Genomic DNA, 14504 nt, shown 5'->3' with positions numbered 1-14504 from the left:
CTTCCACGTGCGCATTTGCCCCTATATATTTCGCTATATGACGGTTGCTTACGGCGGTCTGGCCAACCCGATATCTTCCACACATTTATGGAAAGTCTTCATGCAAATGGGTCCATCACTCATCACTCTTAACGCCTTTGTTGTCATGTTGGTTTCGCTTGGAATGAGCACCGCATTCGCCGATGACGTACAAGTGGCCGTCGCCGCCAACTTCGCCGCGCCGATCCAAGCCATTGCTAAAGAGTTTGAGATAGACACCGGGCATAAACTGATTGCAGCGTATGGCGCCACCGGGCAGTTCTATACGCAGATCAAAAACGGTGCACCGTTTGATGTGTTCCTGTCCGCCGATGACACCACCCCTGCCAAGCTGGAAAAAGAAGGTGAAACTGTTCCAGATTCGCGCTTCACTTACGCCGTTGGTAAATTGGCGTTGTGGTCGGCCAAAGAAGGTTACGTAGATGATAAAGGCGCCGTACTAAAGGCTAACCACTATCAGCACCTGTCTATCGCCGACCCAAAAGCGGCGCCATACGGCTTGGCGGCAACTCAAGTCTTGGCCCACCTTGGTCTGACCGACGTGACAAAAGATAAAATTGTCACCGGCCAAAACATCACCCAAGCCTATCAATTCGTCTCCACCGGTAACGCTGAACTAGGCTTCGTTGCGCTGTCGCAAATTTATAAGGATGGCAAAATCATCAGTGGCTCGGCATGGCTAGTTCCAGCCAATCTGCATACATCGATCAAACAGGACGCGGTCATCTTGTCCAAGGGCAAGGGAAACCCCGCGGCTAAAGCGCTAATGGAGTATTTGAGAGGGCCAAAGGTCGCTGCGATCATCAAATCCTACGGCTATGAGCTCTAATGCCACTAGATGGCGAAGACCTGGAAGCGATTTGGCTGACGCTGAAACTGGCGTCATTGACCACCATCATTCTGCTGCTGATCGGTACGCCCATCGCGTTATGGCTGGCACACACTCGGTCGTGGCTTAAAGGCCCGGTGGGTGCGGTGGTTGCGCTGCCTCTGGTGCTGCCGCCCACTGTGATCGGCTTTTACCTGCTGCTAATCATGGGGCCAAACGGTTTTGTCGGTCACTTTACCCAAAGCATTGGGCTAGGGACGCTGACGTTTAGCTTCACTGGCTTGGTCATCGGCTCGGTTCTCTATTCAATGCCCTTCGTCGTGCAACCCTTGCAGAATGCCTTTACTGCAATTGGTATCCGCCCACTGGAGGTTGCTGCCACACTGCGGGCAAATCCGTGGGACACGTTTTTCAGCGTCGTCCTACCGCTGGCCAAGCCTGGTTTCATTACCGGTGCAATCCTTGGTTTTGCCCACACCGTTGGCGAATTTGGCGTGGTACTAATGATTGGCGGCAATATACCCGGCAAGACCCGCGTGGTATCGGTGCAACTCTATGACCACGTTGAGTCCATGGAATACTTGCAAGCGCATTGGCTGGCCGGGGCCATGGTGGTGTTTTCTTTTCTGGTGCTGTTGGTGCTGTATTCCAGCGGAAAAACCAAAGCGGGCTGGAGTTAAACCATGACGGTGCCGCTCGCTCAGATTCAAGTTCAGCTGCAACTGGCCTACCCAAGTTTTGCCATGGACGTCGACCTCAGGCTTCCCGGACGCGGAGTAACAGCCCTCTACGGCGACTCCGGCTCGGGCAAAACTACTTGCCTGAGGTGTATTGCCGGGCTGGAAAAAGCTCAGCAAGGGCTCATCCAGGTCAACGGCGAAGTCTGGCAAGACAGCGACAACGACATTTTCCTTGCCCCGCATAAACGTGCGTTGGGCTACGTTTTTCAGGAAGCCAGCCTTTTCCCGCATCTTTCGGTACGCGGCAACCTGGAGTTCGGGTTGCAGCGCATTGCACGTCATCAGCGCAAAGTCCAGCTAACGCAAGCCACTGCGTTGCTCGGTATCGATCACCTGCTTGATCGACGCCCAGACAAATTGTCCGGCGGCGAGCGTCAACGCGTCGGGATAGCACGCGCCTTGTTGACCAGCCCGCGCTTGCTGTTACTGGACGAACCGTTGGCGGCACTAGACGCCAAACGCAAAAGCGAGATCCTGCCATATCTCGAACGCCTGCACGAGGAGCTGGATATTCCGATGCTGTACGTCAGTCATTCCCAAGATGAAGTCGCACGGCTGGCTGACCACATTGTGCTGTTGAGTGATGGCAAAGCATTGGCCAGCGGTCCTATCAGTGAGACCCTGGCTCGGCTCGACTTGCCGATGGCAACCAGTGAGGGCGGCGGAGTGGTGATTGAGGGCATCGTCAGCGCATACGACCTCAAGTACCAGTTACTGACACTGCGACTGCCAGGCAGCGATTTAACCGTACGCGTAACCCATGCGGCCATGGACATGGGCAAACGCTTACGTTTTACCGTACAGGCCAGGGATGTAAGTCTGACTCTGCAGCCCGACGATCAGAGCAGCATCCTAAACCGCTTGCCAGTGACCGTGGCCGGTGAAGTCCCCGCCGACAACACGGCCCACGTGTTGATCCGTCTCGATGCTGCGGGAGTACCGCTGCTAGCACGTATCACTCGATACTCCCGCGACCGGCTGCAACTCTATCCCGGCCGACAATTGTGGGCACAAATCAAGTCAGTGGCCGTGCTGGCATAAACCGAGATAACACAAAAGGCACCCCTGCGTACTTCAGTGGTCAATGGTGATACCTGTTCGAAGGAGTTCGCCATGCCTGCCTCGACCGACATCACCCAACTGCCTTGTGACTTGCACTATGTCGACGATACTCAAGTCGGGTTCAGTCGAAAAATTTTGCGCGGAAAATTTACATACTTCGACACCGGCGGTGAGCGCATCCGGAATGAATCAGAAATCAAACGGATCAATGCGCTGGTGATCCCTCCGGCCTACACCGATGTATGGATTTGCGCCGATCCCCAAGGACACTTGCAAGCAACCGGACGTGACGCACGGGGCCGGAAACAGTACCGCTATCATCCGCGCTGGCGAGAGATCCGCGACGAGAACAAATACTCTAGGATGATCGAGTTCGGAATGGCTCTGCCCAAGGTCCGCAAGCAGCTGGAAGCGCAACTCAATGCCCCAGGTATGGGCCGAGACAAGGTAATGGCGACTGTTATTTCATTACTTGACGCTACGCTGATTCGCATTGGCAATAGCCAGTACGCTCGAGACAATCGGTCTTACGGTTTAACGACGCTGCGTAATAAGCATGTGGAAATCAAAGGCAGTGCAATTCTTTTTCAATTTCGCGGCAAAAGTGGTGTCGAGCACCAAATCAGCATCAGGGATCGGCGTTTGGCGCGCATCATTAAACGCTGTATGGAATTGCCAGGGCAGAATTTGTTTCAGTACCTTGATGACGACGGCGAACGCCATTCGGTGAGCTCATCGGACATTAATACTTATCTGCAAAGCCTCACAGGTGCCGATTTTACCGCTAAGGATTACCGAACCTGGGCCGGTAGCGCCTTGGCACTGACCACGTTGCGTAAGCTGAAATGGGAGTCAGAAGCGAATGCGAAAAAACACATAGTCGACATGGTCAAGGAAGTTGCACGGCAGTTGGGCAACACCCCGGCGGTTTGTCGGCGTTGCTACATCCATCCCGCAGTACTTGAAGGTTTCCTGCTAGGTGATCTGGCGAAACTGCCTCGCTCTCGACAACGCAAAGGTCTGCGACAGGAAGAAGTCGCACTGGCAACTTTCCTCCAGGCGCTAGCCACGAAGGCGGCCGCAGTGGCTAAAGATGCTGATTAAATACAGGGGCAAAGCGTAACTACTCACTCACCCTCTCAACCGCACGATCATGCAACGCACGGACAGGTGCTTCAGGCTGAACGTAGGTACTAGAGAGTTCTTCGATCCGCAGCAGTAGATGACGCACCGCATGTTTAACTTCTTTAAATACTGCATCGGGCTCATCAACTCGGGCCACCTGTTTCAGCAGGTTATCAACAGTACTCACGGCACTTCGCTGATCGGTTAATACATAAAGAACATCCAATCCTTCGCTCGCCAGCGCTGCCAGGTAATCCGCCTTCGGAACCCGCTCACCGCTTTCATATTTGCCCTGCGCGTTAGCCGCAACACCACCAAGAAAACCCATTTCTCGTTGTGAATACCCCAGCCGCTTGCGCTCCTGCCTGAGTCTTGCACCTATCTCGTTCATTTCTCTGACTACCTAAACGGTCATTGACCGCCAAAGTCTCTCAAAAAAAACTCACAATTTAAACGTCCTCAGCTTCATAAAATCGACTGTTGGTCGGAGCGCGGGCTCTTTTCACCGACGATATGCGCCACCTCTATTCATTTGATGGTTGACATATTTGCAAAATGAATCCAATTCGAACATGCCGCGCCCGCCCACACTTTCAACTACGGCCATCAGACTTATTGAACATCTCTTCAATGAGGGGATCAATCGACCGTGCATCAGGAACACTTAATAACTGTTGAGGAACTCCATCGATGGAACGACCCATTATTTTCAGCGCCCCTATGGTGACTGCGATACTTCACGGCAAAAAGACAGTAACGCGCCGAATCGTCAAACAAGTTGAGTCGGCCTCATCAGTATCACCGCGCTCTACCCAGCCGACACTTAGCCTAGGCGCTGAAATGGCCGAAGCAACTATCGAGTCGTTGCCTGCACGCCTTTTACATTCCACAGAAAGGTGCCCCTACGGGCGGCAAGGCGATGTGCTTTGGTTAAAGGAAACGTTTTACGCGTACGGTCGATGGGAGGCTAGGTTTAATCGAGGTGTTAATCGGGAAGAATGGCGTTTTCTCGACACTACTTTGAGCAGCGGGATGAACTACCAATACGCCCAACCTGCTGATTACCTCAAAACGTCGAGATCCGACCCGCGTCCGGGTTGGTGGCGGCGATCCAACGTGTTCATGCCGCGCCGGGCCTCGCGTATATCACTTGAGATCACTTATGTGCACAAGGAGCGGCTGCGGGACATTACCGACGAACAGGCTATCGCTGAAGGTTTTACGGCGCTGCACAACGGCACGCATGGTTACTTCGCCAATCATTTACCGCCGCCCAATGCAGGAATTAGTACGACTCCTGTGATCGCGTTTGCGGTTTTTTGGCAGAGCCTTAACGGAGCGGAGTCCTGGGAGGAGAATCCATGGGTCTGGGTAGTTGGCTTTCGGCGCATAACGTCATAGATTCGTCGCCTTTAAGTACTTACATCATTTGTTTAAGGCTCGATCATGACTTCTCAGCGTGACCCCACTGACGATCAAACCTTCTCAGCCATGGCTTTAGACAGTGCGTCACTCAATAACTCAGGCTTCGTCCGGGTACGTGGTGCGCGGGAACATAACCTAAAGAACGTGGATGTGGATATCCCGCGCAATGCGCTGGTGGTATTTACCGGGGTCTCGGGCTCAGGCAAATCATCCCTGGCGTTTTCCACTTTATATGCCGAGGCCCAGCGGCGTTATTTCGAGTCGGTGGCACCTTATGCGCGACGCTTGATTGATCAAGTTGGCGTACCCGATGTGGATTCTATCGAAGGCTTGCCCCCTGCTGTCGCACTTCAACAACAACGGGGTACGCCCAGCACACGCTCGTCGGTGGGCAGCGTGACTACCCTGTCGAGTTTGGTACGGATGCTTTATTCCCGAGCTGGCAGTTATCCGAATGGGCAGCCGATGCTCTACGCCGAAGATTTTTCGCCGAACACGCCCCAAGGCGCCTGTCCCGAATGCCATGGTTTGGGCCGGGTGTATGAGGTCACTGAGCAGACCATGGTGCCGGACGATACGCTGACCATTCGCCAGCGCGCGGTAGCGGCCTGGCCGACTGCATGGCAAGGGCAAAACTTGCGCGACATCTTGGTCACGCTTGGTTATGACGTTGATGTCCCTTGGCGCGACTTGCCGAAAAAGCAGCGCGACTGGATTTTATTTACCGAGCAGACCCCCACCGTTCCGGTGTATGCCGGGCTCTCGCCATCAGCGACCCAACAGGCCTTGAAACGCAAACTCGAACCGAGTTATCAAGGGACGTTCACCGGTGCTCGGCGCCACGTGCTACACACGTTTAGCCACTCACAAAGTGCGCTGATGAAAAAACGGGTGGCGCGTTTCATGATCGGCAGCCAATGCCTGCTGTGTTCCGGCAAGCGCCTGACCCGCGAAGCGTTGTCGGTCACGTTTGCAGGCTATGACATAGGCGAACTGTCGCAGATGCCCTTGCTGCGCTTGGCCGATATCTTACGCCCGGTGGCGGCTAACACCTTCGCTCAAGATCATTTTGACAACAATATATTGAGCAAAGCTCAGACCCAGGCTGCACGCAAACAACGTGTGGGCAGCGGCGGTTCGGCGCACGAGGCCGCGCCAGATGTTCGGCACACACCCAATCTTTCCGTGGAAAAGCGCTTGGCAGCACAGCGTATCGCCCAAGACTTACTCATAAGGGTTGGCACCCTGACCGACCTGGGCCTTGGCTATCTGGCGCTGGAGCGTAGTACCCCAACCCTTTCGTCCGGCGAGCTTCAACGTTTACGCTTGGCGACACAGCTAAGCTCTCAGCTGTTTGGGGTCATCTACGTGCTGGATGAACCCTCAGCCGGTTTGCACCCGGCTGACGGTGAAGCTTTATTCGGCGCGTTACAGCGGCTAAAAGCAGCCGGCAACTCGTTGTTTGTGGTCGAACATGACATCGAGACCATGCGCCGCGCCGACTGGCTGGTGGACGTCGGCCCCGCAGCAGGAGAACACGGAGGCCAAGTACTCTACAGTGGACCGCCCGCCGGGCTGGCCCATGTCCAAGCATCGCAGACGCGTCCACACGTGTTTGCAAAACATGCGCCCCTGCATCAGCTCCGCCGCCAAGCCAAAGGCTGGCTTCGACTTGAGGGCATAACTCGAAATAACTTGAGCCATCTCTCGGCAGCGTTTCCCTTGGGTTGCTTCACCGCCGTCACCGGGATTTCCGGTTCTGGCAAATCGAGTTTGGTCAGTCTCGCATTGCTTGAATTGATGGGCACTCATCTGGGCCGCACCATAGCCGATGTAGAACAGGAGGAACCCAGCCTGGAAGACGACACTGCGCAAATCTGCAGCGGCCAGGTGACGGCCGGGGCGCAAAACATCCGGCGACTGGTTCAGGTCGATCAAAAACCAATCGGCCGCACCCCACGCTCGAACCTGGCGACCTATACCGGGCTGTTTGATAGTGTCCGCAAGCTGTACGCGGCAACACCCGAAGCAAAAGACAAACACTACGACGCGGGACAGTTTTCTTTTAACGTCGCCAAAGGGCGCTGCCCAGCGTGCGAGGGGGAAGGGCTTGTCAGTGTGGAATTGTTGTTTATGGCAAGCGTCTATGCGCCCTGCCCGACCTGTCATGGCGCCCGCTACAACCAGGACACCCTGCAAATTACATGGCAGGGATTGAATATCGCGCAAGTGCTGCAGTTAACCGTGGAGGAAGCGGTGACGGTTTTTGCCAAACACCAGAGCGTACTGCGTTCGCTGACGGCACTGCGTGACATTGGCCTGGGCTATTTGAGGCTCGGCCAACCGGCCACAGAACTTTCCGGCGGCGAAGCGCAACGGATTAAACTGGCGACCGAACTGCAACGAGTTCCACGTGGGGCCACGCTTTATGTTCTCGATGAACCGACCACTGGCCTGCACCCGTGCGACGTTGACCGCTTGCTCAGCCAACTCAACAGTCTGGTTGATTTGGGCCATACGGTCATTGTTGTCGAGCATGAGATGCGGGTCGTTGCGCAAAGCGACTGGGTCATCGACATCGGCCCCGGAGCGGGCGATCAAGGTGGCAAATTGGTTGCCTGTGGTACACCAGAAACAGTTGCAGACGTCAAAGCCAGCCGCACCGCACCGTTTTTAGCCAAGGTATTGTCGGGGCAGTAATGCTGCTTTAAAAAATTAGGCGACACTGTTCGATGATTCCCGCACTGTGTCGCCCGTTCTTCACTGCAACTCAGCTTAACTTTTATCTGGTAGTCCTATGACCCCTAACGCAGAGCTTTATAACCCTTCAACCGACTACGCCGACAAGCTCGTCACGCGCATCGGTCAGACACCCGGCTGGATCGCAAAACGCATCGGCGTTACCGATCGTCGAATTCGCTATATCCTTGACGGCTCGCGCACTGTGAAAGGCGTGACTACTCCAATCGAGATGACTTACCCCGAGCAATTCGCCTTGGAATGTTTGGCCGCAGAAGCCGCCGCCCGGAAGAAATAGCAGGAACTACGCCTCAGGGCTTGCCTCAGGGCTTAAGTGGCCACTCGACATCCTGATCAGAAAGGCTTTTGCCATCATCGGGATGTTTCCAGTCCTGCGGGGGAGGAGTTTCATCATCAATAAAAGTATCGATCGCCCGATCTGGTTTATCGATAATCGCATCAACTACATCCGGGTCTGGCGCCGAAACTGACGGCGCGTGAGACGGAGCCTTATCTTTGGATTTCGGACCGATATCCATATACACCTCACAAAGGATTATTGAAGTAAATATCCTGGAACTTAGAGGGCTAATGATCTGTTGGTTCGATTCAGCGCGCAACGCTTACCGGGCGATTCCGCGCTTAGGCAAACATAAATATTGCAACCTGCCACTGGAGCTCTACTGCATCCGCTGCAGTGGGCTCGAAATCCCAGTACTCCTCGGCGCCTATAACTCAATTTATGACACCGTCTTCCTGAGCGATATTCCGTGAATGCGACCATATTTGAGGTACGCGTTCCGATTTTAAATCGTCAACAAATAATTGATCGCTACCCTTAAAACTACACACGTGATCCAGAGGTCCGTTGATACTATAGCCTTCCCAAACAATGTAATCACATGCCATTTCTACTCAGACGAATTCGTTTGCAACGACTCCTATTTGATTCGATATTCATCTATATATTTTATTGCAGTTTTCTTTCTTTTGATGAGTTGCGATGCCTTGAATCTCGGTGAGCGTATTGCTTTAGATCATGTACCGGCAACAATTTTCGAGGCGGAACAATATCCATACAGATGATTTTATTAAGATAAAACACCCATACGGATGCACATATTTAAAACTTATACATAAACAATAAAAAGCTGTACATGAACCAGATCCATGTAGAGGATATGCGTAATATCTGATAACAGGCTTGCTTGGGATGACTACAGTTAATAGACACATAGAAATATGGACTGCCCACCCACCCCAGAAGAAAAATGTGCTTCGGGAACAGAAAGAGCCGGGGATGCCTAATGAATAGCGAGAAAAGGGGGATTGGCCTGCGGCTTAGAAATGAGCGTGTGCGTTTAGGGTTTTCACAAAAAGTATTCGGGAAGCTCGGAGGCGTCGCGACTAACGCACAAAGTAACTACGAAAACGAGACTCGCTATCCAAAATCCGAGTATTTCGTAGCGGTTGCCGGGACGGGTGTCGACATACTGTTCGTTCTAACGGGCAAAGTCACCCCGCCCTGCTCCTATGATCTGAGCCAGGAAGAAGAGTCAGTACTCATTGGTTTTAGATTGCTTCAGCGCCAAGATCAAGACGCTCTCAGTCATTTAACAACCACCATCGCGGGATTTTTGACATCATCTCCTAAATCACAACCGAGTGTGAGGGAGTGATTACCTATTAGTTCGCCTGACAGGCTCCGCCAAGAAAGGAACCGACACTTGCTTGGGTACTGATTGATTATCAGGCAAACGCAACGCAGGTTTGTATCAGCTGAGTCAGACAAATTGGCGTTGGTTTGACTTGAACAGAAGACGGTTCGAACTATGCTGACTCTTGGCGAGGTGCCTATATGCGAGGTGCTGATCAGGGAAAAAGCCCGATACCCTCTCTGCCGCCGAATCTTGCAAATTCATCACCCTTGGTATTGCCGGCATCTTGGGATTAGGCTTCTTAGCAGCATTTCATTGGGCTGGCCGCGGTAGCTTACACATCGACCCTTAGTGGGCGGGCCCCCATGCATAAAGTATGATTACACCTACACTGGCTCGTTGTTCATATCCATTGCCTCAGTTTTTGCTGCAGCTATTCAATTACTGGCAACACCGAGCGTTTATTTATAGAAAGTGTGTGAGCCCTATGTGGCTGGGGGCCAGCGCGCAGTTAGCTGAGGATGAGCACTGTATGATTGCGGTAACCCTGGTCAATTTGGTTGTAATCATCACGGCTGTGATGATCCATTATGAATGCCTGTTGCGGATGAACTTACTGTTATCGACGCTCACCGGACGCCATCGTTTTCGAATCGTATTGGGTGTTCTCGGCGCTATGATGGCCCATGCCCTGGAAGTTTGGTGCTTTGCACTAACTTATTATCTGATCATTCAATTTGGCGATTGGGGTGGTCTGCAGGGTCAATTCGACGGCAGCCTACTCGATTGTGCATACTTTTCTTTCACCACGTTCACCACCATTGGCTTCGGCGACATTCATCCCGTGGGTCATATGAAATTTCTCACCGGGCTGGAAGCTTTGACGGGGCTCATGTTGATTACTTGGACAGCGTCATTTTTGTTTCTGGAGATGCAAAAATATTGGAAGCCGGAGCGCTGAATGGGTCGGAATGATAAAGGCTGCGAGCTTTATCTTCTACGTACTAGCTTTGTAGGCGATACCTTAAAGACGTACATCCGGGCACATGCATACGATTATTGAGTCACCATTTTTAAGAAGCTGTGCCCTGCCTATTTACCCGAAGAGAGCGTGCTACCGAAAACATCCCAGCGCGTATCCTGCGCAAAATCGTGAAAAAAATGAATCAACAGGTTCACTGGGTGACGGTTACCGAGGCTGCTGAAGCTCGTAGCAAGACAGGGCTTTCACAGCCTAGGTTTGCTGAGCTTTTGGGCGTCTCTGTGCGGACACTTCAGGAATGGGAACAAGGCCGTCGCTCCCCTTCTGGTGCTGCCAGGTCTTTGCTGCACATCGCATCCTTGCGTCCTGATGTGTTCCGCTATGTGCCATGACTTGCAGTCTATTAGCAATGCTTTCCCTCAACAGCTAACATCACCATGCGTTTTCCGCGGGTGTTTGGTTGATAAGCGGGTTCAATTTAATCAGGGGTGTTATGCGCTAGCCAACATTCTTTTACCCGCCTAACCATTGGTAATGGGTGCTGGAGTTAGTATCGGCCTGTGACCAACTCCTCTTCGAACATGGCCAAGAATATCCATGCTCAAATCAGACTTTTGCTGGCTCGCTATAAAGCCGCAGGCAACTAGGCATTCGCGCAAGAGGACCGAAAGTCGCTCCGACGAAATGAACGATTGCGGCACTTTCAATAATTGCGGAACAAAAACAACAAGGGCCTGCATGAGATTATTCATGCAAGCCCTTGATTTATATGGTGCCCGAAGCCGGGGTCGAACCGGCACGTCCTTACGAACGAGGGATTTTAAGTCCCTTGCGTCTACCAATTTCGCCATTCGGGCGGTAGCGCCAAGAGCAGGGAATATATACATCCCTTCTCGGTGAAGCAAGCTTACCGGGTCAGCAAGATGCGACAAAGTCTTGCTGATGTAGCCTAATAAAAAGCTCCGTAAATCATGGATCTACGGAGCTTATTTATGATGGAGGCCGAGGTCGGAATCGAACCGGCGTAGGCGGATTTGCAATCCGCTGCATAACCATTTTGCTACTCGGCCCCAAACGTCAAGCATCAATACTACCGACACCGAACGCATACAACTTTGAGTTGATAAACAGACATTAATCTATCTGCCAACCCGTTGAATTCTAAAGGTTTTTCTACATTCCTACATCAGGAATGGACGCAATTCTGGACTTGTTTAGCTGGCATGTCAATAACTGGGGGCAAATAATTCCTATCGTGACCGGGTAGCCTAATTTGGGAAGATCTATTCCCATGACCTGATGGTTATTTGACCAAGCCCCCGAACGAAAGCCCGGCATATTTGCTGTCAACCCAAACCGCGGTATGCGCAGCCTACGATTAATGCGAGTCACTGTCCCACCACCAGTTCCAAAAACCGGGCAAGGTGACCGGTTCAGTATTGGTATTAATGGTGCGCGCCATTGCTGCCCGCTGTAACTCGGCTTGGTTGTCGTAAAACGGCTTAGCGGCAGTTTTCATGCCCGTTTGACGCGCACTGTCGATGAGAATTTGTAAGTATTCATCTGCATGTCGGGCGGTGTAGCGATTGATGTCGTGAAAGGTCACCACCACAGGAATTACACCGTCGACGGTCGGCAATTCTCCAGCGGCGATTTTCTCACGCAGTTCGGACAAGGCTCGAAGCATGTGAGCGCGTCTGCGCAGGCTCAGGTTGTAGCCCCAGATCTTGCCGTCATTGGCGCTAAGGTCCGTCAGCAAAATGTGCATGCCATGCCGCTGATACCCGGCGAAGGTACGCTTATCGTAATTCCAAAACGGTGGCCTTACTAAATTCGGCGGGCCGCCGGTGATCAATTCGATGTCCGCGCTGCCGTTGCTTAGCGATTGCTCCAGTTCTTGTGGGTTTAAAGAGCGATGATTGGTGTGCCATGGCGTAGCGGTATGAAAGCCCAGCACATGACCTTCAGCATGCTCTCGCTGCATGACCGTGTGGCCGATTTCGCTACCGCCTGAGCGCGGCGCACGAGTCTGCACGAAAAACACAGCTTTTATCCCAGGTTCCAGTGAGTTATGAGCGAGGCTATCCAGCACCATGAGCGTCGGGTTAAAAAAGCTAGAAGCGCTTGGGCCATCGTCAAATGTCAGGAGAAAACGGATAGGGGCTTGCGCTTGCAGGCGCTGTGCCGTTTGCGGGGTTATTTCGATTGGTGGGCCGATACAGCCACTCAGGCTAACGGCTATAACCAGCGCAAATAAAACGGTTGCAGACAGCTTCATGTAAATGCCTGAGTTCAAAGGTGCTCGGCATCATAAAGGTTTGATTCAGCGGCCGCTCATCCATGCAGCGTAGATCCAAATCAATAAACGCTGCGAGTAAGCCGTCTACCCTCGGCGGTTTTGCGACTGACACTGCCATGACCCTCCCTGCCCCAGAATTGCTCGCCCCCGCGGGCACCTTAAAAAACATGCGGTATGCCTTCGCCTATGGCGCCGATGCGGTGTACGCCGGCCAGCCGCGCTACAGCTTGCGGGTGCGCAACAACGAATTCGATCATGCCAACCTGGCCGTTGGGATTGCCGAGGCCCATGCTCAGGGCAAGCTGTTCTATGTGGTAGTGAACATCGCGCCGCACAACGCCAAGCTCAAGACATTCCTCAAAGACCTGGAGCCGGTGATTGTCATGGGCCCGGATGCGCTGATAATGTCTGACCCTGGCCTGATCATGCTAGTACGTAGGCATTTCCCCGAGATGCCAATTCACCTGTCGGTGCAGGCCAATACAGTGAACTGGGCCAGCGTCGAGTTCTGGCAACAACAAGGCGTGAGCCGGATCATCCTGTCCCGGGAACTTTCTCTGGAGGAAATTGAGCAGATCCGTGAGCACGTGCCTGACATGGAGCTGGAGGTGTTCGTCCATGGCGCGCTATGCATGGCTTATTCCGGCCGCTGCTTGCTGTCGGGCTACATGAATAAGCGCGACGCCAACCAAGGCAGTTGCACCAATGCCTGCCGCTGGAAATACTCGGCCCAAGAAGCCACTGAAAATCAACTTGGCGAGATCGTGCAGACCTTCCAGCCCGAACCCACTTTGGGCATCGGTGCGCCGATCGATCAGGTGTTCCTGCTACAGGAAGCCAATCGGCCGAATGAGCTGATGCCGGCCTTCGAGGACGAGCACGGCACCTACATCATGAATGCCAAGGATTTGCGCGCTGTGCAGCATGTCGAGCGCCTGACCAACATGGGCGTGCACTCGTTGAAGATCGAAGGTCGGACCAAATCCCACTTCTATTGCGCACGGACCACTCAGGTTTACCGCCAAGCCATCGACGATGCCGTGGCCGGTCGCGCGTTTGACCGCGACTTGATGACAAATCTGGAATCCCTTGCGCAGCGCGGCTACACCGAAGGTTTCCTACGTCGGCATGTGCATGATGAGTACCAAAACTACCTGAACGGCAGTTCAGTTTCGGAGCGTCAGCAGTTCGTTGGTGAATTGACCGGGGAGCGGCGTGATCGGTTGGCTGAAGTCAAAGTCAAGAACCGCTTCGGTCGAGGTGATCACATGGAACTGATGACCCCCGACGGAAATTTCCACTTTGATCTGGACCAATTGCAGAACATCAAAGGCGAACACATCAGCGTCGCACCAGGGGACGGGCATACGGTGTATTTGCCGATACCGGATAATGTGGACTTGAGGTTTGGGTTGTTGATGAGAGATGTCACTGGCGGCTGAGCATCATCCACTGGAACCGCCACCTTTCAAATTAGAGATGGTTATTTTTAGCCAACGCGCCGTAGTTCGGTTGTAGTTGAATTGTGCTGAACTTGCTTGGAAGGTTATGCGCAATCCAGAAAGTAATCCGATAAATATCGTTGGACCGTTGGTAGCGGCCGAAG

At 53.1% G+C, this 14504-nt stretch carries 14 protein-coding genes and 2 tRNA genes; 11 read left to right on the top strand and 5 right to left on the bottom strand.

Annotated features, from left to right (window positions below; genetic code table 11):
- The first annotated feature begins 145 nt into the window (after window positions 1–145).
- The 4 genes from modA to QN378_RS05725 all read left to right on the top strand — a co-directional run bounded on the left by modA (window position 146) and on the right by QN378_RS05725 (window position 3774).
- The gene (modA, locus tag QN378_RS05740; RefSeq protein ID WP_322206861.1) at window positions 146–868 is read left to right on the top strand and encodes a molybdate ABC transporter substrate-binding protein; all 723 of its coding nucleotides are present in this window, start codon (window positions 146–148) and stop codon (window positions 866–868) included.
- Entirely contained in the window at window positions 868–1548 is a 681-nt protein-coding gene (gene modB, locus QN378_RS05735; protein WP_322203272.1) for a molybdate ABC transporter permease subunit, read from the top strand. The genes modA and modB overlap by 1 nt, the downstream gene beginning before the upstream one ends.
- A 3-nt stretch (window positions 1549–1551) precedes the next feature.
- Entirely contained in the window at window positions 1552–2649 is a 1098-nt protein-coding gene (gene modC, locus QN378_RS05730; protein WP_322203270.1) for a molybdenum ABC transporter ATP-binding protein, read from the top strand.
- A gap of 72 nt (window positions 2650–2721) precedes the next feature.
- Window positions 2722–3774 (top strand): DNA topoisomerase IB, encoded by a 1053-nt coding sequence (locus tag QN378_RS05725; protein ID WP_322203268.1) that lies wholly within the window; start codon window positions 2722–2724, stop codon window positions 3772–3774.
- 19 nt (window positions 3775–3793) lie between these two features.
- Here the strand turns inward: QN378_RS05725 and QN378_RS05720 are convergent, their stop codons facing one another.
- Window positions 3794–4186 carry a helix-turn-helix transcriptional regulator gene (locus QN378_RS05720; protein WP_322203266.1) on the bottom strand — a complete coding sequence of 131 codons (393 nt, stop codon included), beginning with the start codon at window positions 4184–4186 and terminating at the stop codon, window positions 3794–3796.
- 299 nt (window positions 4187–4485) lie between these two features.
- Here QN378_RS05720 and QN378_RS05715 point away from each other — a divergent pair, with 299 nt between their 5' ends.
- The 3 genes from QN378_RS05715 (at window position 4486) to QN378_RS05705 (ending at window position 8257) form a co-directional block, all read left to right on the top strand.
- Window positions 4486–5196 carry a hypothetical protein gene (locus QN378_RS05715; RefSeq protein ID WP_322203264.1) on the top strand — a complete coding sequence of 237 codons (711 nt, stop codon included), beginning with the start codon at window positions 4486–4488 and terminating at the stop codon, window positions 5194–5196.
- A 45-nt stretch (window positions 5197–5241) separates the two neighbouring features.
- Window positions 5242–7920, top strand: a complete 2679-nt coding sequence (locus QN378_RS05710) for an excinuclease ABC subunit A (protein WP_407074041.1) — start codon at window positions 5242–5244, stop codon at window positions 7918–7920.
- Window positions 7921–8017: 97 nt separating this feature from the next.
- Window positions 8018–8257 (top strand): hypothetical protein, encoded by a 240-nt coding sequence (locus QN378_RS05705; RefSeq protein ID WP_322203262.1) that lies wholly within the window; start codon window positions 8018–8020, stop codon window positions 8255–8257.
- 25 nt (window positions 8258–8282) lie between these two features.
- Here the strand turns inward: QN378_RS05705 and QN378_RS05700 are convergent, their stop codons facing one another.
- Entirely contained in the window at window positions 8283–8498 is a 216-nt protein-coding gene (locus tag QN378_RS05700; RefSeq protein ID WP_322203260.1) for a hypothetical protein, read from the bottom strand.
- A gap of 768 nt (window positions 8499–9266) precedes the next feature.
- On the opposite strand from QN378_RS05700, the gene QN378_RS05695 reads away from it, so the two are divergent.
- The 3 genes from QN378_RS05695 to QN378_RS05685 all read left to right on the top strand — a co-directional run bounded on the left by QN378_RS05695 (window position 9267) and on the right by QN378_RS05685 (window position 10991).
- Window positions 9267–9638: a helix-turn-helix transcriptional regulator gene (locus QN378_RS05695; protein ID WP_322203258.1), complete on the top strand. Its 372-nt coding sequence runs from the start codon at window positions 9267–9269 to the stop codon at window positions 9636–9638.
- A gap of 511 nt (window positions 9639–10149) precedes the next feature.
- A complete protein-coding gene (locus tag QN378_RS05690) occupies window positions 10150–10578 on the top strand; it encodes a potassium channel family protein (RefSeq protein WP_322203256.1) in 429 nt (142 codons plus the stop codon).
- Between the two features lie 164 nt (window positions 10579–10742).
- Window positions 10743–10991 (top strand): helix-turn-helix domain-containing protein, encoded by a 249-nt coding sequence (locus QN378_RS05685; RefSeq protein ID WP_416350612.1) that lies wholly within the window; start codon window positions 10743–10745, stop codon window positions 10989–10991.
- Between the two features lie 378 nt (window positions 10992–11369).
- Here QN378_RS05685 and QN378_RS05680 read toward each other — a convergent pair.
- The 3 genes from QN378_RS05680 to QN378_RS05670 form a co-directional block, all read right to left on the bottom strand.
- Window positions 11370–11456, bottom strand: a tRNA-Leu gene (locus tag QN378_RS05680).
- 139 nt (window positions 11457–11595) lie between these two features.
- A tRNA-Cys gene (locus QN378_RS05675) sits at window positions 11596–11669 on the bottom strand.
- A 308-nt stretch (window positions 11670–11977) separates the two neighbouring features.
- Window positions 11978–12877, bottom strand: coding sequence for a polysaccharide deacetylase family protein (locus tag QN378_RS05670; protein ID WP_323546274.1), 900 nt, complete (start codon window positions 12875–12877; stop codon window positions 11978–11980).
- Window positions 12878–13014: 137 nt separating this feature from the next.
- Here QN378_RS05670 and yegQ point away from each other — a divergent pair, with 137 nt between their 5' ends.
- Window positions 13015–14340 carry a tRNA 5-hydroxyuridine modification protein YegQ gene (gene yegQ / locus QN378_RS05665; protein ID WP_322203123.1) on the top strand — a complete coding sequence of 442 codons (1326 nt, stop codon included), beginning with the start codon at window positions 13015–13017 and terminating at the stop codon, window positions 14338–14340.
- Window positions 14341–14504 lie beyond the last annotated feature (164 nt).

It is taken from the genome of Pseudomonas sp. 10S5 (genome assembly GCF_035019745.1).
Taxonomy (GTDB): domain Bacteria; phylum Pseudomonadota; class Gammaproteobacteria; order Pseudomonadales; family Pseudomonadaceae; genus Aquipseudomonas.
This window is presented reverse-complemented; position numbering and strand designations above follow the sequence as displayed.